Below are 21,278 nucleotides of genomic sequence, written 5' to 3'. Positions count from 1 at the left end.
GTTAAAGCATATTTTCATCTGCGAAGCTAAAATAGCCATTGTCAGTGAAAATGATATGATCCAGTACGGGGATTTCCAACAATCGGCCTGCTTCTTTTAGTTTTTTTGTTAATTGTATGTCTGGCTGACTTGGACTAAGGTTGCCAGACGGGTGGTTGTGGATGAGTATTATACCACTGGCCAATTCGATGAGTGCAGCCTTGAAAATAATTTTAGGGTCTGCAATAGTACCAGAAACACCTCCACTGCTTATCTGCTGTTTTTTGATGATAACGTTACTTCGGTTGAGTAGTAAACACCAAAATTCTTCATGTCTATTGTCTAGTAAATGAGGAGATATAGCCTCGTAGGCATCTTCTGAGCAAGTGATTCTTCGTTTTGTAGGAGATTCAAAGTCTTTTCGTCTCCTTCCGAGCTCCAAGGCACTTACTATGGTAATGGCTTTGGCTTCACCTATACCTTTAAATTTGGTGAGATCTTTTACGCTGAGGCGAGCTAAATGATTAAGATTATTTTCGGAATGGTGTAGAATGTGTTTGGCCAGATCAACGGCAGACATTGATTTAGTGCCTGACCCTATGAGTATGCCTATAAGCTCCGCTTCAGAAAGAGAGGCTTTGCCTTTGAGTAGTAGCTTTTCTCTCGGCCGATCTTCTTCAGCCCAGCTTTTGATGTTTAAGTGTTCTGATGGGTCCATTCATTACCTTATTGTGTGATAATGAATATAATAAAAATTCTATTGAATACTAGAAATAAAAAAAGCCTTACTGTGAGGTAAGGCTTCAAATTCAGCTTAAAATATTTTATAGGCCATTCACCAATCTAGTTAATTTAGATTTTTGGTTAGACGCTTTATTTTTATGTATAATATTTTTCTTAGCAAGTTTGTCGATCATTGAAATTACTTTTTTCAATAAATCCTGCGCCTCTGACTTATCACTAGTACCTTTCAACCTTTTAACGAATGTTCTGGTTGTTTTGTGCTGATACTTATTTCTTAATTTTTTAGCATTGTTAGATCTAATTCTTTTTAATGCTGACTTATGATTTGCCATATCTGATATTTATTCGACTTCGCTGTTAATTTTGAGTGTGCAAAGGTAATGCTAATTCTTTTATTTACAAAAAGTATCTAAGGAATAATTTTTACTTAAATATGCTTAACTTATGCTAAGTATGATTCAATGCACGCGCAAATATAGTATTTTGTTCTTACTACTCATAATTCTTTTGAGCAGTTTTGTTATTCCTGTCTGGGGATTTTTTGCGCATCAAAGAATAAACCGACTAGCTGTGTTTACTCTTCCTATAGAAATGATAGGCTTTTATAAACACAATATTCAATATATAACCGAAAACGCGGTAAACCCGGATAGGCGTAGGTACGCAGTTAAAGAAGAGGCGCCTAGACATTATATAGATGTGGATGTGTATGGAGATAGTGCAGTTTATACTTTGCCTAGATATTGGAAGCAGGCGGTGGAAAAATATTCTGAAGATACGTTGCAGGCATATGGTATAGTGCCTTGGCATGTAATGAAAATGAAATATCGGCTCACTAAAGCCATGCAAGTGAAAGATGCAGATGCTATATTAAGGCTATCTGCAGATTTGGGACACTATATCGCAGATGCCAATGTGCCTTTACATACTACTGAAAATTATAATGGTCAGCTCACAGGGCAAAGAGGCATACATGGGTTGTGGGAGTCGAGATTGCCCGAGTTATTTATTTCGGACTATAACTTTTTTGTAGGGAAGGCCTCTTATCTCGAAAATCCTCAATTGGAGATTTGGAGAGGTGTAATATATGCACATGAAGCATTGGATTCTGTTTTTCAATATGAAATTGATGTTTCTGAAGAGCTGGGGTCAGATAAGAAATATGCTTATGAAAACAGAGGGAGTGTGTTGATTAAAACCTATTCAAAGGAATTTTCTGAGAAGTTTCATGTTGCGCTAGATCATATGGTTGAGCGCCAAATGCTAAGGGCTGTGAAGATGGTGGGAGACTTTTGGTATACATGCTGGGTAGACGCGGGGCAGCCTAATTTAGATGAATTAATCGATTTTAAATATAGTGAAGAGGAAATAGCTGAACATGAACTTCAGTTGCAGCAATGGAGAAGTGGACAATATAATAGCAGGGAAGATGAAGGAATAAAGTAAAGTTAGTGCTATGTAGAATATGCATGTCAAATTGATGTAGTTTTGCTTTATGAATTATTTATCGGTAGACAAAATATCTAAATCATTTGGTGCTCGGGTATTATTTAATAATATCTCATTTGGAATAGAGCAAGGTCAAAAGGTAGCATTGGTAGGAGTTAACGGAAGCGGAAAATCTACCTTATTAAAGATATTAGCAGGAATAGATGCGCCTGATGAAGGTGAGGTAGTGGTGGCTAATGATGTGAAGGTTACCTTTCTGGATCAGCAGCCTGATTTCGATCCTGACCTGTCAGTGATAGATGCTGTTTTACAAAGCGATGATCAGCTGCCTAAGCTGGTGAAAGAATATGAGTATTGGTTGGCAAAAAGTGCTACAGACATTAGTGCTACAGATAAATTGACGTCTATTATCACAAGAATGGATGAGCTTGATGGCTGGAATTATGAAAATCAGGTAAAAGAAATTCTTGGTAAGTTGGGGATGAAAGATCAGCAACTTAAGGTAGGTCAGTTGTCTGGAGGACAGAAAAAACGTGTGGGTTTAGCTAAAACGTTATTAGAAAAGCCTGACTTAGTGATTTTAGATGAGCCTACCAACCACTTGGATTTAGAGGCGATAGAATGGCTTGAAGAATACCTTTCTCAGAGCCAAATGGCCATCATCATGGTTACGCACGATAGGTACTTCTTAGAAAGTGTTACCAATGAAATTATTGAATTAGATCAGAATCAGATTTATAAATACTCTGGTAACTACTCTTATTTTCTAGAGAAAAAGGCAGAGCGTGAGCAAAACCAGCTTTCAGAAAAAGAAAAGGCAAAAAACCTATATGGTAAGGAGTTGGAGTGGATGCGCAGACAGCCAAAAGCCAGAGGTACTAAGGCTAAATATAGAATTGATGCATTTGAAGATATAAAGAAAAAGGCACATCAAAATTTAGAAAAGCAGAAGCTAGAATTAGATGTGAAGGGAAGAAGGCAAGGAGGAAAGATTATAGAGATTGAAGGCATTGAAAAGTCTTTTGGACCCAAAAAACTGTTTGAAGATTTTAGCTACATTTTCAAGAAGGGAGAGAGAGCAGGTATTGTAGGTAAAAATGGTACGGGTAAATCTACGTTTTTAAATGTGCTTACGGGGGCCTTACAGCCAGATGCTGGTGAAGTGGTGAAGGGAGCTACTACAGCTATAGGATATTATAAGCAAAAGGAACCAGATTTTAGACCTGGCATGAAGGTGATTGATGTGGTGCAGGAAATAGCAGAAGTGATAACACTTTCTGATGGTAGCACGGTGACTGCATCGAGATTTTTAACTCAATTTAATTTTAGTCCGGCAGCACAATACGACTATGTAGATAAACTTAGTGGTGGTGAAAAACGAAGGTTGCAGTTGTTGTGTGTATTGGTTGAGAATCCTAATTTCTTAATTCTTGATGAGCCTACCAATGATTTGGACTTAATCACATTGAGGACCTTGGAGGATTTCCTATCGTCTTTTGCGGGGAGTTTGATAATAGTTTCTCACGACAGGTATTTCATGGATAGGTTGGTAGACCATTTATTTATTTTTGATCAAACCACTGAAATACAAGATTTTCCTGGCAACTATACAGTTTATAGAGAATATGCTAAAGCTAAGGAGGCTCAAAAAGAAGAGGTAAAGGAGGATGAAAAGCCAAAGGCAGAAAAGCAAAAGACTGAGCAAGCTCGTAAAATGTCTTACAAAGAAAAGCGCGAGTTCGAATCTTTGGAGCAAGAGTTGGAGAGTCTCAACAAGAAGAAGCAAGAACTTCAGAATATGTTGAACTCAGGTGAGCAGGACCATATGAAATTGACGGAGTGGGGGGCTGACTTGGAAAAGATTAATGATCAGATTGATGAAAAGGAAATGAGATGGCTTGAGCTATCAGAGTTGTCCTAATGATATCAAGAGCCTTACCCATGTTGGTAAGGCTTTTTATTTCCATACTACTTCTATTAATTCATTGGGTGTAGCTATTGTAGTATAGTTGATCCCTTTTGCTCTTTTAATGCTAACATTATTGTTTTTGACAGGAGGTGTTTTTTCATATACTACATGACTTTTGGTGTCTTTATAGTATATAACCACATTTTTGCTTTCGCTTATTGTTACTTCTATTTTGTCTTCTTTTGATTTAATAATTTGTTGTTTTTGAGAAGGCGGTGTTTTGTTCTCTAATATTTGTATAGTTTTTCGTACATCAGGTACACCATAACCCAAAAAGGTGTTTTTGTATTGGTATAAATGACACGACTTATATAGGGCTTCAATGATTTTTTTATTCTCCATTTTAGGGTATCCACTTTTAATGGCCGCTAACACGCCTGTAATTACTGGAGCGGAAAATGACGTGCCTGTAGCAGAATAGCAAGCGATGTCCGGTTTGATGTATGGTAGCGTTGATGTTCCCACAGAACTGTAATATTGCCTCCTCCATTTGTTATAACCAGTAGCTCCAACGGTAATGGCGCCTTCAGCATCTCCTGGTAGTGATACTACGCCAAATTGATTATTGCCATCATTGCCAGCAGCAATTACTATAATCATTCCCTTTTCTTTAGTGGCGATAGTTGCAGCAGTGCTAATAGCACTTTTCCCTGTAACGTCATCAGGGGTATAGTTATCTTCCTTTTTGTCAAAGCCAATGGAGTAGCCTAAAGATGAGTTAACGATCTGTACGCCATTTGTGTACATCCATTCTAATGCTTCAATCCAGTAATCTTCTTCGCCATGGTATTCTTTGTCGCCTTGGTCAGTACGGGCCAAATAGAAAGAAGCATCTACAGCAGCTCCATAGTATATGTTTTTGTCTATATTCTGGCCTGCTATTTTCTTCCATACTTTAGTGCCATGATCATCGTTAAACCTAGCATTGCCTATAAAAGGATTATCTACATCAGGGTTAATGTAGTTTTTATAGGCTACCCAACTACTGTCATTAATGATTTTTTGAAGCGAATTTTCATGATCTGCCCCAAGAAAACCGCCATCTATAATGCCTACTTTTATTCCTTTGCCTGTTAGTGAAAGTTGTTTTAGTGTGTCTGCATGAATCTGATTCAGCGCCAAAAGGGTGTCGTCAAAGCCTGAACTAGTTGAAAGTGTTTTAATAGAAGTGTTAACTTTTGATATGCTTGCCACACAAGTAAAAGTACGTAGTGAATTGATTTGATGCTCGGTTAATAGGCAACTCACAGCATTTAACCAATTAGACGTGCAAATAGGGGTAATGTTGAGCTGAGATAGAAGTTCAATGTTTTCCTTTTTAATAGGTTTGTCATAACAACTTTCAGTTGTTTTTGTACCCGTTTTGTCTTCGAAGTATATCCAGTATTTTTGTTGAGCTACCGAAATGGTAGTGATGAAACTTAGAATTATGATTAGAGAGATTCTGGTCATATTAATTTTAAGAGCAGCTACACTTATTTAAATTGTTAGTCATGAGATACCAACCCATACATAAATCATTTTATCAGCAAAACAGAGCCAAACTAGCCGCTCAGATGAAACCTAATTCAATGGTGATTTTCAATGCCAATGATATTATGCCTACTAATGCTGATGGGACTATGCCTTTTCGGCAAAATAACGATTTGTTTTATTTATCAGGAGTCGATCAGGAAGAAACTATATTGCTGATGTATCCTGATAGTAAAGATGAGCAGTTTAAAGAGGTGTTGTTTGTGAAGGAAACCAGCGAAAGTATTGCCATCTGGGAAGGTAATAAGCTGACTAAAGAGGAAGCTAGAAATTTGTCAGGTATAGATACCGTGTATTGGCTTTCTGAATTTGAATCTACTCTCAACAGAATAATGCCGAAAATTGATGTGGTGCACCTGAATTCTAATGAGCATGGAGGTGCTAACCTGGAAATAGAGACTAGGGATAAGCGGTTTGCTAATTGGTGTATGAGTAAGTACCCATTGCATATATATGAAAGAATAGCACCTTTAATGCATCGGCTAAGGGTGGTGAAATCAAAAGAAGAAATTGATGCCATGCAGCACGCCTGCGACATAACGGAGCGTGGGTTTAGGAGGGTTTTGAAATATGTTAAGCCAGGGGTGAAAGAGTATGAAATAGAGGCTGAGTTTATTCATGAATTTATAAAAAGTGGATCGAGAGGGTTTGGTTATTCTCCTATTGTGGCTTCTGGGGCTAACTCTTGCGTATTGCATTATGTAGAGAATGATCAGGTATGTAATGCGGGAGATATTCTTTTGATGGATATTGGTGCTGAATATGGAAATTATAATGCAGATATGTCTCGCACTATTCCGGTGTCAGGGAAATTTACACCAAGGCAAAAGGCGGTTTATAATGCAGTACTGAAGGTGAAAAAAGAGGCTATTAAAATGCTTACTCCCGGTACATTAATGAGAGATTATCATAGTGAGGTGGGGAAAATTATGGAGAGTGAATTAATAGGCTTGGGCTTATTAGATAAAACAGGTGTTAAAAATGCTCCAAAGCACCAGCCTGCGTATAGAAAATATTTCATGCATGGAACCTCTCATCATTTGGGCTTAGATGTGCATGATGTTGGAAATACTAATGAACCTTTTGAAGTAGGAATGGTGCTAACCGTAGAGCCAGGCATTTATATCAGGGAGGAGAGTATTGGCGTGCGGCTAGAGAATAATATCGTTATTACTGAAAACGGCACATTTGATCTAATGAGGAATATTCCCATAGAAGCGGAAGAGATAGAGGATTTAATGAATGCATAAAATTAAATTCCTGACAACTTTATGTAATAGGTAGAGCTGTCAGGAATGTGTGTTGTGGTGCTGTTTCCTCATTTTTGCTGATTTACTTGCTACATTTATTTTATGCTGCTAACTCAGTAGAGCTTTGGCTTTTATCGCTATCAGCCGCCCACATTTTTTCTTTTTCCATGGTGGCTCTATAGTTTTTTGCAGCCACATTTCTCGATTCCTTAATTTTTAAGGCCTTTTTCTTAATATATCTGAATAAGATAAAAAAGGCTATGGTACTGTAGATTACTGTGAGTATACTTACGAACATATTTTTTTGCTTTATAGATTTACTATAGCAAATTCAATTTAAATGCCATACAATGAGTGAAATGCTAAATTCTGATCAAGCACCTGAGCCAGTAGGGTTATATCCGCATGCAAGAAAAGTAGGTGATTTACTTTTTCTTTCTGGTGTGGGGCCTAGAAAACGAGGCCAAAAAGAAATACCTGGGGTAGAAGTAGATGAGGCAGGTGAAATTATTAGCTATAATATTGAAGAGCAGTGCAGGTCTGTATTTGAAAATGTACGCCTAATATTAGAGGCTTCCGGATCTGATTGGAGTAAGTTGGTAGATGTTACGGTATTCTTAACTAATATGAAGGATGATTTTAAGGCCTATAATAAAATGTATGCAGAATATTTTAAAGATAATCAGCCTTGTAGAACTACAGTAGAAGTAAATGCATTGCCTACGCCAATAGCCATAGAATTAAAGTGTATAGCTACACTTTAAATGAAAAAAGCTGCTCTTAAGAAGCAGCTTTATATATTTTGTTGTAATATTTCGTTATACAGCGAAGCTCTCACCACAACCGCAAGTGCGGGTAGCATTCGGGTTGATGAATTGGAAGCCCTTGCCGTTAAGGCCATCAGAGAAATCTAATGTAGTGCCCAATAAATAAAGTAAACTCTTTTTGTCTACTAATATTTTAATGCCTTTATCTTCAAAAATTTCGTCAGATGATTGTACATCTGAGTCAAATTTTAAATCATACATAAGCCCAGAACATCCGCCTCCTTGCACTAAAACACGGATATTGTGATTGTCCGTTTTGCCTTCTTCTGTTCTAAGCGATATAATTTTATCTTTTGCTTTATCCGTTACGTTAATCATAATTGCAAATTTAAGCTACAGGATTTAAAACCACACTAAAAACCGTTATAGTATTAGAATCTCTTCCGTAGTAAAGTTTATCTAGTGCATCATAGATGCCACTAGCTCTAAAATAAGAAGTATTTAGCTCTTTTTCGCCATTGGCGATCCATTGAATGGTGTACGAGCTTTCCTTTTCTTTGTAATGCTGAACATATTCAAGCATTTTGTTAAGACTATCTACCTTGTCAAACCCCTTTACGGTATGAAATAAAAATGATTGATGGTGCCTTGGGTTAATAGTAATAAGGTCAAGTTTAACTTTGCCTTCTATGGTACTGTATTCAAACATCAATGCATTGCTGCGAAGTCCTAAGTGACTTTTTATTTCTTTCTGTATACGAGCTACCTCTACATGTACATCACTGGAAGTTTCCATCATCATGGTAGTATTTCTGACTCTTTTAAGTAAATTTAAAATAAAACTTTACCAAAATTCAAAAAGTTTCCATCTATTCGTAAACTTCGGTAATAGTTCATCATTTTCTAAACGATAATTTATGATTAAAGTTGAGCATATCGGTATTGCAGTGAAAGATATTGAAAAGTCTAATGAGCTTTTTACTAAGTTGTTTAACAAGCCAGCATATAAGCTTGAGAGTGTGGCTAGTGAACATGTTAATACTTCATTTTTTCAGGTAGGTGAAACTAAGATAGAATTATTGGAAGCTACGGATGAAAATAGCGCTATAGCAAAGTTTATAGCAAAAAAAGGGGAAGGCATACACCATATTGCCTACGAGGTCTCTGATATTTACTCAGAAATGAAGCGTTTGGCTGATGAAGGATTTATTTTGCTCAATGAAGAGCCAAAAAAAGGTGCAGATAATAAACTTGTATGTTTTCTGCACCCTAAAAGTTCTAATGGTGTGTTGGTAGAGTTATGTCAAGAGATAATACCTGAGTAGTTATCTATTGGCCAAACTGTATGGCATTGTAATGCTTTAATTTCTTTTTTCCCTTTGAGGTTTTATATTGAGGTTTGGGGCCACAAGCGCTCACCAATATCATTAAGGCGGCCAGTAATAAGTAAAATTTGTTTAACGATTTCATTTTAATGGTGTTTTTGTTCCCTTTCATCCAGCAACTCATAATGTCGGTTAATAGTTATTGCTAAATACACCTCCTAATCATATTTGTAACCTAGAATATTCGCTATTTAAGATATAGACGTACCTTTGTAAGATTAATGGCGAAATATTACGTTGAGTTACTGCTGTATGTCAGGGATTTCGGTTGAATATGCCGCAAAAATAGTAACTAATTGTATGTCAGGTCAAATTTAAAAATATAATATTTAGAAATGAGCGAAGAAAGAACGCCTATCGGTAACCTGGGCGAGTTTGGGTTAATAGATCATATTAAAGAGCAATTTACAATTCAGAATAAAGAAACTCATCTGGGTATTGGGGATGATGCCGCCCTTATAGATAGTGGCGAATTCTATAGTGTTGTGTCTACAGATATGCTCAATGAGGGAATTCATTTTGATCTATCTTATATGCCTTTGATGCATTTGGGGTATAAAGCAGTGGCTGTTAATGTTTCAGATATTGCGGCAATGAATGCTGTGCCCAAGCAAATAACCGTGAGCTTAGGGTTAAGTAATAGGTTTTCTGTGGAAGCTGTGGACGAACTTTATAGAGGGATAAAAGCAGCTTGTGACAGCTTTAAGGTTGATTTGATAGGAGGAGATACTACTTCATCTGCTAGTGGGTTGGTCATTTCTATAACTGCTATTGGTACTGTGGCTAAAGATAAGGTGGTAAAGCGAAGTGGTGCAAAGGCAGGAGATGTAATTTGTGCTACAGGTGATTTAGGGGGAGCTTATATGGGGCTGCAGGTTTTAGAAAGAGAAAAGCAAGTGTTTTTGGCTGATCCTAATATGCAACCTAAGCTTGATAAATATGAATACATAGTGCAGAGGCAATTGAAGCCAGAAGCCAGAATGGATGTAGTGCATGAGCTGGCTGACCTTGGAGTGGTGCCTTCATCAATGATTGATGTGTCAGATGGGCTAGCTTCTGAACTTTTTCATATCAGCAAGCAGTCAAATGTGGGGATGAAGGTGTATGAAGACAAGCTTCCTATCTTTAAAGAGACTCTTGATACTGGCTATGAATTAAGTATTGATGCCACTACGGCCGTTTTAAATGGAGGTGAAGATTATGAGTTACTCTTTACGGTAAGTCAAGAGGATATGGAGAAATTAAGAAAGCATGCTGACATTCATTTTATAGGCTACGTACAAGAATTTGAGAAAGGTAATTTATTAGTGACCAAAGGAGGTCGTGAGGTGCCTCTTCAGGCTCAGGGCTGGAATCATTTCAATAAAGAAGAATCTTAAATAAAAAAAGCCGGTAGTATAAAGTACCGGCTTTCTAGTTATTAATCTATTGGGTAGGGTATAAAGACGAAATTTGTAAATTCATCGTCCACCACAAATAAACAGCAAAACTCGTCTGGGTCTTTGTAGTTTTCTTTGAATTGATCTTTGCTGTCTTCGGCTACTATTTCTCTTTGGATAAACTCATCCAAAAAGGAAGCATTGTAGTTCCAGTTAACAGCTAATTCTGTTTTCCCTATTAAAAGTTGTCCTATTGGTAATTCTACCTTTGAAATGGGGAAAATAGGATATTCAGAAAAACCTCTTTTTCTGATTTGGTATGAAGCTTCCTTCAACGTGTCGGCTACAACCACAAAGTCTTCAGATATTTGGCCGAGATATTTACCGTTTAGTTCAGGATCATTTACCATTTATAAATCTATGTTTATGATTTAGGGCAAAGCTACAAACTTTTTTTTCTCTGGCCTTTTATAGTCTAATTAGTTTTAATCCTCTTTTATTTTATTTTGTATAAACTCTTCAATGTCAGGGAAAAATGTTTTGAACTCATGTTCGAATTCACTGTAATGGAGTTTTAAGTCTTTGGTGGCTTGTTCCATTTTTGAGTTAAACTTGGCTCTTTTTGATAGGCCGGTTAGGGACATGCCTATTCCTTCAATGTTTTCATAGCGCTTAAGCCAATTTTCTTTTTGCATATGGGGTAATACATACTGAGCTCCGTGAGGTAAAACTTCAAAGTGTTGCTTTAAAACGTTGTATACCCACTCTGTATAATCTATCAAGGGTTGATGATGATATAGGCTCCATTGGTTGGCCAGAAAGTGATCATAGTATAAATCTATTATTACTCCCGAGTAATGCCTGTAATTGTCCCAGAGTCTCTTTTTGCTTTGTAGCACTATTGGGTGCTTGTCGGTAAATTCATCTATTTGCCGGTGCAGCAGTATTCCTTGTTTTATTTCTTCTTCAAAAGACTCGTACTGACGTCCTTTTACAAAGTCTCCAATGAAATTTCCGATAAGGATTTTTTCATTATTGCCTGATAGATATGCATGTGCTAAAAAATTCATATGAAGGGGTTAGGCTATTAAAGTAACATCATTAATTAATGAATGTAAAGTGAGTTTGGCTTTAATTTTTAATCAGTAATAGCTTAGAGAAAAAAAGCTGTAATACATTATTCTAAATAATTGAGGTCTGAAGAAGTATAAATAGATAAATTTGCATAATGTCTATAAATGATAATACATCTGATGTTTACGGCCATGCTTTGGTCGATTATTATAACGATGAATTCGAGGGAGAATTGCTAGTTCATAATAGCTATGGTGATGCGGAAAATATGCCTATCGAGGTTTTTTTTAGAGAGGAGGAGGATCTTTCAGAGCTAGAATTGTATGCATTACAGTTATGCAATGGTAAAGTGCTTGATGTAGGTGCAGGTGCAGGTGTGCATACTTTGATTTTGCAAGAGAGAGGTATGGACATTACTGCATTGGATAACTCTCATTGGGCGTGTGAAGTAATGAAGGGGAGAGGAGTTAAAAACGTGATAAATGAAGATATCAACGAACTGCCTCCAGCCAAAACTTATAATACTTTACTTATGCTAATGAATGGTACAGGAGTGTTAGGAAGTTTAGAAGGGTTTAAGCAGTTTTTAAAATATGCTAAAAATCTCATTGCCGATACTGGCAAAATAGTGGTAGACAGTAGCGATATATCTTACTTATACACTGGAGGCAAACCAGAAGATAGGTATTTTGGAGAAATAGATTATCAATATGAATATAAAGATGAGAAAGGTGAAAAATTCTCATGGCTTTATATTGATCCTCATACATTGACGATGGTAGCCAAAGAAATGGGTTGGAATACTCAAGTGGTGTTTGAGGGTGAACAAGATGATTTTTTAGCCGTCTTGACTAAAAAATAGGCGCTCACCCTTTATTAGTCTTAATTGTCCGATAGGTAATTGAGTTGCTTGTATTTATAGCTAAGGTATGATAATACATCTCCATATGCATTGAGCCCTGCCATCAGTTCATTTGGGACCTCTTTTCCATTCATACGAGCAAGCAATAGGCCGTATATGCCGTTTAGGCAAATTTGAACTTCGCTAGTAATGGTTCTTTCTGATAGTTCTATTGCTTCTTCAATATGGGGTTTGGCATTTTCAAGCAGCTTTGCAAATTCATTGTCAGTGGCTAGTAAGTCGGTTTTTAGCTCTTCTAGCTGGTTTACATAAGTCTGAATCTCAGGTAAATGACCTTTTTCTTCTAAGCCTTCTTCTTGCATCTTTTTTAAGATGCTTTCATACCATTCAGTTAATTCTCGTTTTGATAATTCTGGTAGGGGAATGTGTTTTATTACATATTCTTTTATCATAGACATGTCAAACTCATAGACTCTTATCAGGTCTTCAGTCTGATACATGTGAATAATGTATTCAGATATGTTGTTGCTTTTTTTGCTTTCTGCAATGGTCATAGTTAACTATTCTTATTGGAATGCAAAGTTAAGAATATGAGGTATAATTAGTAGTCTGGTTGCAAATAGAAGCAAAGTAAATCATGTGAGTTGGCACTGATGAGGTGCCAATCACATGATTAATTCTGTAAACATGAGAAGAAAATTTACTTCTATTAATATACGTAAAAATGATTAAGAAGTAAGGGTATTCTTTGTTTAATTTAATAGTGTATTTTATAAATATTTGATTTTCAGTGTATTTTATTGCTTCAATTTGAAGCGAGAGTAGTTAGTGTATGATGAGGTGAAAATTTACTTTTACGTGTGTGTATAGTATTGTGTATATTTGATTTTTGCAAAAGGTGGAGTTATGGAGTTAAAGTCGATAGAAGATTTTTATAAGGATTTGGCTAATGACCTAAAAGTGGAATTGGATTTACTAATTCCAGATGGGATCAGTAAAGAAATAGGTCATTTCAATGTTTTTAAACTTGATAAAGCAGCAAAGCAAGCGCAAATGCCATATGATAGAAGGCTTTATTATAAAATTAGCTTAATAAGAGGTCAGAATAGAGCTGAGTATGCTGATAGGATCATAGAAATTAAGAAAAATGGATTGCTTTTTGCCTCGCCCAAGGTGCCTTATTATTGGAGGCCAATTGGTACTGAGCAGTCTTATAATTTTTGTGTTTTTACACATGATTTCTTTACTAAGAAGAATGGTGCGTTGCCCATTGACGAACTGCCAATCTTTAAGGCAGGCGGATATCCAATTTTTGAAATCAGTGACGAAGAGGCGGATGAAATAGAGGGAGTTTTTAAAAAAATGCATAGAGATATTAATACTGATTATGCTTTTAAATATGATCTGTTGAGAAATTATGCTATGGAGCTGGTTCACTTTGGTCAGAAGTTGCAACCGGCATCAGAGCTAAGGGCCTCACAAAATGCATCAAGCAGAATATCCGCTTTGTTTGTAGAGTTGCTGGAAAGACAGTTTCCGATAGAAACGGTTAATCAAAGGCTAGCACTGCGTACGCCCAATGAGTACGCAGAAAGACTTTCAGTGCATGTTAATCACCTTAATAAGGTGCTGAAGCAGAATATGGGGAATACAACTTCAACACTTATCAATGCTAGAATTATAAGGGAGGCAAAGATTTTGTTGAAGCAAACAGATTGGAGCGTGAGTGAAATTGCTTTTGCTCTAGGCTTTGACGAAGTGGCGCATTTTAGTAATTTCTTTAAGAAACGAGTAAATGCAGCACCACTGGCTTTTCGTGAATGATTGATTTTTGTAAATAAGTGATTGAAGCTTGCAAACGAAAGGGCTACTTATCTGTTGATCTTTGTAATCGTAAACAAATAAACAATTTTAAGAATGGGAACAGACAGTAAAATAGCTTTAGTGACAGGCGGAAGTCGTGGATTAGGAAGAGATATGGCTCTTAATATTGCGAAGAGAGGAATCAATGTAATAATCACATATAACAGTAACTCTGAAAAAGCAGAGGAAGTAGTAAAAGAGTTAGAAGGTTTAGGAGTGAAAGCTGCAGCATTACAGTTAAATATGGAAAAGGTAGATGAGCTATCTCATTTCTATGAATCTTTCCTTAAAACCTTAAAGGATAAGTTTGATGCAGATAAGTTTGATGTTATAGTGAACAATGCGGGTATCGGTATAAATGCTAAAATTACTGATGTGACTGAGTCCCAGTTCGATTCACTTCTTAATATCCATTTGAAAGGAGTTTACTTCTTAACACAAAAGGCCATTGGTAACCTTAAAGATGGCGGACGCATCATTAACATTTCATCAGGGTTGGCGCGTTTTAGTGGTCCCGGTTACTCTGCGTATGCTATAATGAAAGGAGGTATTGAGGTGTTTACTCGTTACTTGGCCAAAGAACTTGGTGAAAGAGGAATTACTGCTAATACGGTTGCGCCAGGAGCCATAGAAACTGACTTCGGAGGAGGTGCTGTGAGAGACATTAAGCAGTACAACGATTATGTGAAGGGAGTAACGGCTTTAGGTAGAGCTGGGCTTCCTGAAGATATTGGTGGCGTAGTGGCATTTCTATGTACTGAAGATGCACGTTGGATTAACGCTCAGAGGATCGAGGTTTCCGGTGGAATGAATCTTTAAAATTGATCTACATATAAATTGCGAAATTTAGTAAAGCAAGGCCAAGGCCTTGCTTTTTTGCTTTGTGTAAAGAGTTTTCGTTGCTGAGGTGTATAATTGCTAAATTAATCAAGTGTAATATTAAGCCTGACCCAATATGAGAATCAATGATTTTAAATTAGAGCGCTATTTTGCTAAGCATGAATTTACGGCTAAGTATCTTTTGTCTAGCTCTGATTGTGATGGTTATCCTATGTCATATGTGCTGGAAAATGCCAAAGAAGAAGACGTGAAGTTATGGAATGACTTAAAGCTGGGGTATACTGAAAGTGAAGGCAATCCATTGTTGAGGGAGGCTATAATAAAGCATTATAAAACGGCAGATATAAATAATGTGGTGGTGGCATCGCCAGGTGAGCTCAATTATATTACCATGAATGCCTTGCTAGAGGAGGGAGATCATGTGGTAACTGTGGCTCCGGCTTATCAATCTTTATATGAAATATTAAATTCACTAAAGTGTAAAGTCTCTTATTGGGAGCCCGATAAAACTACGTGGGAGTTTGATGTTAGCCAGCTCAATGAGTTGGTAACTGAAAAGACAAAGCTCATAATTATTAATTTTCCTCATAACCCTACAGGTAGTTATGTCACTCGTCAGCAGTTAGATGAGATAGTGAGAATTGCCGAGAAAAATAATGCATACTTGTTTTCTGATGAAATGTATCATAAGCTTTGTGTTAGTGATATGCCAGAATTGCCGCCCGTGGCCAACCTTTATAATAAGGGCATAAGTTTATGGGGAACATCAAAAACATTTGGTTTGGCAGGGCTGAGGACGGGATGGCTTGTTTCAGAAGACAAAGAACTATTGCATAATATTGTTGCTTTTAAAGATTATCTCAGTATTTGCAATAGTGCTCCAAGTGAAATACTTTCATTAATGGCATTAAATACAATGGATAAGTATTTACTGCCGAATATTAATAAAATAAAGCACAACATATCTTTATTTAAAGACTATGTGCAAACAAGTAATTTGTTTTCAGGCTTTGTAGCACCCAAAGCAGGTTCCACTTCATTTGTTCAGTTAAATATACCTAACACCTCGCTTCAGTTTAGTGACCAATTGGTAGAGAATACGGGTATTATGACCGTTCCTGCCGAAATGTTTGAGTATGAAGGTAAATACATAAGAGTAGGTTTTGGTAGAGAAAACTTTGCTCAGGTATTAAGTGTATTGCATGAAGTAGAAAAGAATATAAAATAAACAGCGAGTGGTTTGTAACACTCTGTTAAATTATGTTTTGCTACACAGGAGTTATTTTATATATTTCGTGGTTTAATAAAATAGGGGAGAAGGTTTATTTGCAAGATTTATAGTGAATTACTGATTACTATTAGTTAAGTATCTATAATTATCTAATTTTGCACTTTTAAATTCTACCAGATAGAATAATAGGAGAAAGATATTAATGAAGCACATAAGGAATTTTTGTATCATAGCCCACATTGACCATGGTAAAAGTACCTTGGCCGACAGGCTTTTACAGTCTACAGGAACGGTGAGTGATAGAGATATGCAAGCTCAACTGTTGGATGATATGGATCTTGAGAGAGAGAGAGGTATCACTATTAAGAGTCATGCTATTCAAATGGATTACTTTTATAACGATGAAAAGTATACCCTGAATCTTATTGATACTCCTGGACACGTTGACTTTTCTTATGAAGTTTCGAGGTCTATTGCAGCATGTGAGGGAGCATTGTTAATTGTAGATGCAGCTCAAGGTATTGAAGCACAAACTATCTCTAACCTGTATTTAGCGTTAGAGCATGACTTGGAAATTATACCGGTGCTTAATAAAATAGATTTACCTAGCGCAATGCCCGAAGAAGTAACTGATGAAATAGTTAATTTAATTGGGTGCGATCCTGCTGACGTAATTCACGCAAGTGCTAAAGAAGGTATTGGTGTTGCTGACATTTTAGAAGCGATAGTAAATAGAATACCAGCTCCAAAAGGAGAAGTAGATAAGCCTTTAAAGGCTATGATCTTTGACTCTGTATTTAACCCATTCCGAGGCATTGAGGTGTATTTTAGGGTTTTTGATGGAGAAATTAAAAAAGGAGATAAAGTAAAGTTTGTTAACACAGGCAAAACTTACGAAGCAGATGAAATAGGTGTATTAAAGCTGAAGCAAGAACCTAAAAATGCTATTAGTTCAGGGAATGTAGGCTATCTTATTTCAGGTATAAAGGTGGCAAAAGAGGTTAAAGTGGGAGACACCATTACTCATGTAGATAAGCCTTGTGAAGCTGTAAAAGGTTTTGAAAATGTGAAGCCGATGGTTTTTGCAGGTATTTATCCTGTAGAAACCAGTGAGTTTGAAGAGTTAAGGGCTTCTATGGAGAAGCTACAGTTAAATGATGCTTCATTAGTGTGGGAGCCAGAGACATCTGCCGCACTTGGTTTCGGCTTTCGATGTGGGTTCTTGGGAATGCTCCATATGGAGATTGTACAAGAGAGACTAGAGCGTGAATTTGATATGACAGTAATTACTACTGTACCTTCAGTTCAGTTTCATGCTATAAGAACCGATGGCTCCATTATGAAAATAAATGCACCATCAGAAATGCCTGAACCTAATACTATATCGCATATTGAAGAACCATTCATAAGAGCACAAATCATTAGCAAGGCCGAGTTTGTGGGTAGTATCATAGGTTTGTGTATGGATAAGCGGGGTATTATTAAAAATCAGGTTTATCTTACTGCTGATAGGGTGGAGCTTTCTTTTGAATTACCACTTTCTGAAATTGTATTTGACTTTTTTGATAAGCTAAAGACATTGTCTAGAGGTTATGCCTCATTGGACTACGAGTTAATTGGCTTTAGGCAATCGCACATGATTAAGCTTGATATTATGCTTAATGGAGATAAAGTTGATGCTTTAAGTGCCATTGTACATAGAGACAAGGCCTATGAGTGGGGCAAGAGACTTTGCGAAAAACTGAAAGAGTTAATACCTCGTCAAATGTTTGAGATAGCAGTGCAAGCATCGATAGGAACTAAAATTATTGCTAGAGAGACAGTGAAAGCAATGAGGAAAAACGTACTTGCCAAATGTTATGGAGGAGATATTAGTCGTAAGCGTAAACTCTTAGAAAAGCAGAAGAAAGGTAAGAAGAGAATGAGACAGGTCGGTAATGTTGAAATTCCGCAAGAGGCATTTATGGCTGTACTTAAATTAGATTAATAACCATTTAACATAAAAAATGACTAATAATTCCATCATTCTTGACGGTAAGAAAATCGCAGATGAGATTAAAGATGAAATAGAAGTAAAAGTGAAATCATTAGTAAGTGAGGGGAAAAAGCGCCCACACTTAGCCGCTATTTTGGTGGGTGATGATGGAGCGAGTCATACTTATGTGAATAATAAGATTAAAGCCTGCAAAAGGGTGGGCTTTGAATATACGTTGCTTAATTTCCCTGATACTATTACTGAAAGTAAACTGATGTCAGAAATAGAACGTATCAACGCAGATGAAGATATAGATGGTTTAATAGTTCAATTACCTTTACCCGACCATATTTCCTCGGCTAAGGTGACTGAGCGCATAGTACCTGAAAAAGATGTGGATGGTTTTACTAACCTAAATTATGGTAGAATTACGTCACATAACCCTGGTTTAATGCCAGCTACGCCTTATGGTATAGTTGAACTATTAAAGCGTTACGATATTGATATAAAAGGTAAGCACTGTGTAATGGTTGGTAACAGCCGTACAGTAGGGGCTCCTATGAGTATCATTATGTCTTATCATGAATATGCTACAGTTACAGTATGTCATATTCACACCAAAGATTTAACAGCTATTACTAAACAGGCCGATATTTTAATAGTAGCTACTGGTAAGCCTGGTTTAATAAAAGGTGATATGGTGAAAGAAGGAGTAATAGTAGTAGACGTAGGTATCACAAGAGTATCTACTGATGAAAATGAGCGTGGTTACGTGTTGAAGGGAGATGTGGAATTTGATGAAGTAGCACCCAAATCAAGCTATATTACTCCCGTTCCGGGTGGTGTAGGGCCAATGACAATAGCATCATTATTATTAAATACTTTAAAAGCCACAACTAATAGAAATACCTGAGTAGTCGGCTAATTAAAGATTCTTTTTAGTATTTCTCATTGTAGATTCATAGCTTTATTTTATAGCTAATTATTTGTAATCTATAATGAGAAATTTTTTTTTATACCTAATCATTTTTTTTATTCCTTTTCTGGCAGATGCTCAGTCTCGATTAAGCACAAAATCGAAAAAAGCAGAGGAGTATTATTTTCAAGCAGATAACTATCGCGTAAGAGGGCAGTATGCTCAAGCAATGGATTTACTTGACAAAGCACTCAAGAAGGACGATGAATTTGCAGAGGCATACTTTCTGAAGGGGCTAATATATAAGACAGAAGGTATGACGGATAACGCCAAAGATGCTTTTCAAAAGTCATATCAAATTAATAATTCCAATTTAGGAGTCCTGTTTGAACTGGGAGGTATATACTTATCAACAGGAGATTATGCAAAGGCTAAGCAGTATAGTGAAGAATATCTTTCTCATGGACCAAAAAATCAGCGTTATATTAATGTTGTGAAAAAGCGTCTTCATGATGCAGATTTTGCTGTATCACATATGAATGATGTTGATAATTTTTCACCTCATCCAATTAGTAACCACGTCAACGCTTTTCCTATGCAGTATTTTCCTGTGCTTTCAGTGGATCAGAAATCAATTATTTATACCCGAAGGTTAGGTATATCTATGGAGTACGATGAAGACTTGGTTATCTCATCCAAAGCGGCTAATGGAGAGTGGGGCTTACCTCAATCATTATCTAAAAATATAAATTCAGAGTATAATGAGGGGACCTGTACCTTAAGTGCTGATGGTAGAACCTTAATATTTACTTCTTGTTATGGGCGAAAGGGATATGGTAGTTGTGATTTGTACATCACTCACAAGGTAGGCGATAATTGGTCTGAACCCAAAAATTTGGGAAGTAAGATTAATACTAGGGCTTGGGAATCACAACCCTCTTTAAGTGCTGATGGTAGAACCCTGTACTTTGTTTCTAACAGGCATACGGGAGATATGGGCAATAGAGATATCTGGGTTAGCTATCTTGATGATAATGAACAGTGGACTACCCCTGAAAATGTTGGAGACAAAATCAATACAATGGGCGATGAAGTTTCTCCATTTATTCATCCCAATGGTATCACACTTTATTTTGCTTCTGATGGCCATACTGGTTTTGGAGGGTTTGATATCTACAGTGTGGAGAAAGATGTAAGTACAGATGAGTGGAAACAGGTGGAGAATATTGGCTACCCCATCAATAATAGTGAGGATCAAGTGAGCTTATTTATTACAGCAGATGGAGAAAAGGGCTATTATTCACATGAATTGAATAACACGGTAAATCAGAGAAGTGTAATCTATGAATTTGACGTGCCTGAGGAATTAAGAATTGAAGCTGTTACAAGTTATGTCAAGGGTAAGGTTTATGATGCAAATACACAGGATCCAATTAAAGCAAATATTCAATTGTTTGATTTGTCAAATGATAGAAGTGTGGCTAAGGTAACGTCAGATTCTATTAGTGGAGCATATCTTATGGTATTGCCCAAAGGATCTGATTATGCACTATACACTAATAAAAGAGGATATCTATTTGAGAGTATGTCATTCAATTATAAAAATGAAGCAAAAGACCCCGTTGAAATTGATATTTACCTGAAACCTATTGAAAAAGGAAGTAGAGTGGTGCTAAATAATATCTTTTTTGCACTAGATAGCTATTCATTAGAAAGTAAATCTAAAACAGAATTAGATAGATTAATTTCCTTCTTAAAAGAAAATCCAAAATCAAGTATAGAAATAGGAGGACATACTGATAATCAAGGCAGTGCACAATATAATTTGAGCCTATCTAATAAAAGAGCCAAAGAGGTTTATGAATATTTAATTAATAATTCTATCAGTCCTAAACAATTATCTTACAAGGGGTACGGACAAGATGCTCCTGCATATCCAAATGATACAGAGGAACATAGAGAGAAGAACAGAAGAATTGAGTTTAAAATAGTTGAATGATGTAATATTTTGCCGAAAAAAAAACGTTTGTGTTTTCCTAAACGAATTTTTATATTATGTTTG

Annotated in this window: 22 protein-coding genes; 13 read left to right on the top strand and 9 right to left on the bottom strand. The window is 36.5% G+C overall.

The features are described 5' to 3' along the window. Position 1 precedes the first annotated feature (1 nt). Positions 2–697: a RadC family protein gene (gene radC / locus ACXACQ_RS00225; RefSeq protein ID WP_474973901.1), complete on the bottom strand. Its 696-nt coding sequence runs from the start codon at positions 695–697 to the stop codon at positions 2–4. A 106-nt stretch (positions 698–803) separates the two neighbouring features. Further along, on the bottom strand, positions 804–1,055 hold the full coding sequence (gene rpsT, locus ACXACQ_RS00220; RefSeq protein WP_474973900.1) for a 30S ribosomal protein S20: 252 nt from the start codon (positions 1,053–1,055) through the stop codon (positions 804–806). Between the two features lie 238 nt (positions 1,056–1,293). Here rpsT and ACXACQ_RS00215 point away from each other — a divergent pair, with 238 nt between their 5' ends. Then, a complete protein-coding gene (locus ACXACQ_RS00215; RefSeq protein WP_474973899.1) occupies positions 1,294–2,169 on the top strand; it encodes a zinc dependent phospholipase C family protein in 876 nt (291 codons plus the stop codon). A gap of 49 nt (positions 2,170–2,218) precedes the next feature. Then, positions 2,219–4,093 carry an ABC-F family ATP-binding cassette domain-containing protein gene (locus ACXACQ_RS00210; RefSeq protein ID WP_474973898.1) on the top strand — a complete coding sequence of 625 codons (1,875 nt, stop codon included), beginning with the start codon at positions 2,219–2,221 and terminating at the stop codon, positions 4,091–4,093. A gap of 36 nt (positions 4,094–4,129) precedes the next feature. On the opposite strand, the gene ACXACQ_RS00205 is transcribed toward ACXACQ_RS00210, so the two are convergent. Beyond that, the gene (locus ACXACQ_RS00205) at positions 4,130–5,593 is read right to left on the bottom strand and encodes a S8 family serine peptidase (protein WP_474973897.1); all 1,464 of its coding nucleotides are present in this window, start codon (positions 5,591–5,593) and stop codon (positions 4,130–4,132) included. Positions 5,594–5,634: 41 nt separating this feature from the next. On the opposite strand from ACXACQ_RS00205, the gene ACXACQ_RS00200 reads away from it, so the two are divergent. Next, positions 5,635–6,924: an aminopeptidase P N-terminal domain-containing protein gene (locus ACXACQ_RS00200; RefSeq protein WP_474973896.1), complete on the top strand. Its 1,290-nt coding sequence runs from the start codon at positions 5,635–5,637 to the stop codon at positions 6,922–6,924. A gap of 100 nt (positions 6,925–7,024) precedes the next feature. Here ACXACQ_RS00200 and ACXACQ_RS00195 read toward each other — a convergent pair whose 3' ends face one another. Then, positions 7,025–7,222: a hypothetical protein gene (locus tag ACXACQ_RS00195; RefSeq protein ID WP_474973895.1), complete on the bottom strand. Its 198-nt coding sequence runs from the start codon at positions 7,220–7,222 to the stop codon at positions 7,025–7,027. A gap of 52 nt (positions 7,223–7,274) precedes the next feature. Between ACXACQ_RS00195 and ACXACQ_RS00190 the strand changes: the two genes are divergently transcribed. Then, positions 7,275–7,688, top strand: coding sequence for a RidA family protein (locus ACXACQ_RS00190; protein WP_474973894.1), 414 nt, complete (start codon positions 7,275–7,277; stop codon positions 7,686–7,688). A 54-nt stretch (positions 7,689–7,742) separates the two neighbouring features. On the opposite strand, the gene ACXACQ_RS00185 is transcribed toward ACXACQ_RS00190, so the two are convergent. Together ACXACQ_RS00185 and ACXACQ_RS00180 are read right to left on the bottom strand one after the other, a co-directional pair. Next, entirely contained in the window at positions 7,743–8,069 is a 327-nt protein-coding gene (locus tag ACXACQ_RS00185) for a HesB/IscA family protein (RefSeq protein WP_474973893.1), read from the bottom strand. A 10-nt stretch (positions 8,070–8,079) separates the two neighbouring features. Further along, entirely contained in the window at positions 8,080–8,487 is a 408-nt protein-coding gene (locus ACXACQ_RS00180; protein WP_474973892.1) for a hypothetical protein, read from the bottom strand. A gap of 121 nt (positions 8,488–8,608) precedes the next feature. Between ACXACQ_RS00180 and mce the strand changes: the two genes are divergently transcribed. Together mce and thiL are read left to right on the top strand one after the other, a co-directional pair. Then, positions 8,609–9,016: a methylmalonyl-CoA epimerase gene (gene mce / locus ACXACQ_RS00175; RefSeq protein ID WP_474973891.1), complete on the top strand. Its 408-nt coding sequence runs from the start codon at positions 8,609–8,611 to the stop codon at positions 9,014–9,016. 395 nt (positions 9,017–9,411) lie between these two features. Next, positions 9,412–10,455, top strand: coding sequence for a thiamine-phosphate kinase (gene thiL / locus ACXACQ_RS00170; RefSeq protein WP_474973890.1), 1,044 nt, complete (start codon positions 9,412–9,414; stop codon positions 10,453–10,455). Between the two features lie 41 nt (positions 10,456–10,496). Here thiL and ACXACQ_RS00165 read toward each other — a convergent pair whose 3' ends face one another. Together ACXACQ_RS00165 and ACXACQ_RS00160 are read right to left on the bottom strand one after the other, a co-directional pair. Beyond that, on the bottom strand, positions 10,497–10,865 hold the full coding sequence (locus tag ACXACQ_RS00165; protein WP_474973889.1) for a hypothetical protein: 369 nt from the start codon (positions 10,863–10,865) through the stop codon (positions 10,497–10,499). 75 nt (positions 10,866–10,940) lie between these two features. Then, the gene (locus ACXACQ_RS00160) at positions 10,941–11,525 is read right to left on the bottom strand and encodes an acyl carrier protein phosphodiesterase (protein WP_474973888.1); all 585 of its coding nucleotides are present in this window, start codon (positions 11,523–11,525) and stop codon (positions 10,941–10,943) included. A 158-nt stretch (positions 11,526–11,683) separates the two neighbouring features. On the opposite strand from ACXACQ_RS00160, the gene ACXACQ_RS00155 reads away from it, so the two are divergent. After that, positions 11,684–12,391 (top strand): class I SAM-dependent methyltransferase, encoded by a 708-nt coding sequence (locus ACXACQ_RS00155; protein WP_474973887.1) that lies wholly within the window; start codon positions 11,684–11,686, stop codon positions 12,389–12,391. A 20-nt stretch (positions 12,392–12,411) separates the two neighbouring features. Here the strand turns inward: ACXACQ_RS00155 and ACXACQ_RS00150 are convergent, their stop codons facing one another. Further along, the gene (locus ACXACQ_RS00150) at positions 12,412–12,945 is read right to left on the bottom strand and encodes a DUF4924 family protein (protein WP_474973886.1); all 534 of its coding nucleotides are present in this window, start codon (positions 12,943–12,945) and stop codon (positions 12,412–12,414) included. Between the two features lie 352 nt (positions 12,946–13,297). Between ACXACQ_RS00150 and ACXACQ_RS00145 the strand changes: the two genes are divergently transcribed. From ACXACQ_RS00145 to ACXACQ_RS00120, 6 genes are all read left to right on the top strand, one after another. After that, a complete protein-coding gene (locus ACXACQ_RS00145; protein ID WP_474973885.1) occupies positions 13,298–14,215 on the top strand; it encodes a helix-turn-helix domain-containing protein in 918 nt (305 codons plus the stop codon). Positions 14,216–14,308: 93 nt separating this feature from the next. Further along, complete coding sequence (locus ACXACQ_RS00140) at positions 14,309–15,073, top strand: SDR family oxidoreductase (RefSeq protein ID WP_474973884.1); 765 nt, start codon at positions 14,309–14,311, stop codon at positions 15,071–15,073. Between the two features lie 136 nt (positions 15,074–15,209). Then, entirely contained in the window at positions 15,210–16,322 is a 1,113-nt protein-coding gene (locus tag ACXACQ_RS00135; protein WP_474973883.1) for an aminotransferase class I/II-fold pyridoxal phosphate-dependent enzyme, read from the top strand. Between the two features lie 205 nt (positions 16,323–16,527). Beyond that, a complete protein-coding gene (gene lepA, locus ACXACQ_RS00130) occupies positions 16,528–18,312 on the top strand; it encodes a translation elongation factor 4 (RefSeq protein ID WP_474973882.1) in 1,785 nt (594 codons plus the stop codon). A 19-nt stretch (positions 18,313–18,331) separates the two neighbouring features. After that, positions 18,332–19,213 carry a bifunctional 5,10-methylenetetrahydrofolate dehydrogenase/5,10-methenyltetrahydrofolate cyclohydrolase gene (locus tag ACXACQ_RS00125; RefSeq protein ID WP_474973881.1) on the top strand — a complete coding sequence of 294 codons (882 nt, stop codon included), beginning with the start codon at positions 18,332–18,334 and terminating at the stop codon, positions 19,211–19,213. A gap of 85 nt (positions 19,214–19,298) precedes the next feature. Next, positions 19,299–21,215, top strand: a complete 1,917-nt coding sequence (locus ACXACQ_RS00120; protein ID WP_474973880.1) for an OmpA family protein — start codon at positions 19,299–19,301, stop codon at positions 21,213–21,215. Positions 21,216–21,278 lie beyond the last annotated feature (63 nt).

The sequence above is a fragment of the Fulvivirga sp. AWR4_260 genome, assembly GCF_056158185.1.
This window is presented reverse-complemented; position numbering and strand designations above follow the sequence as displayed.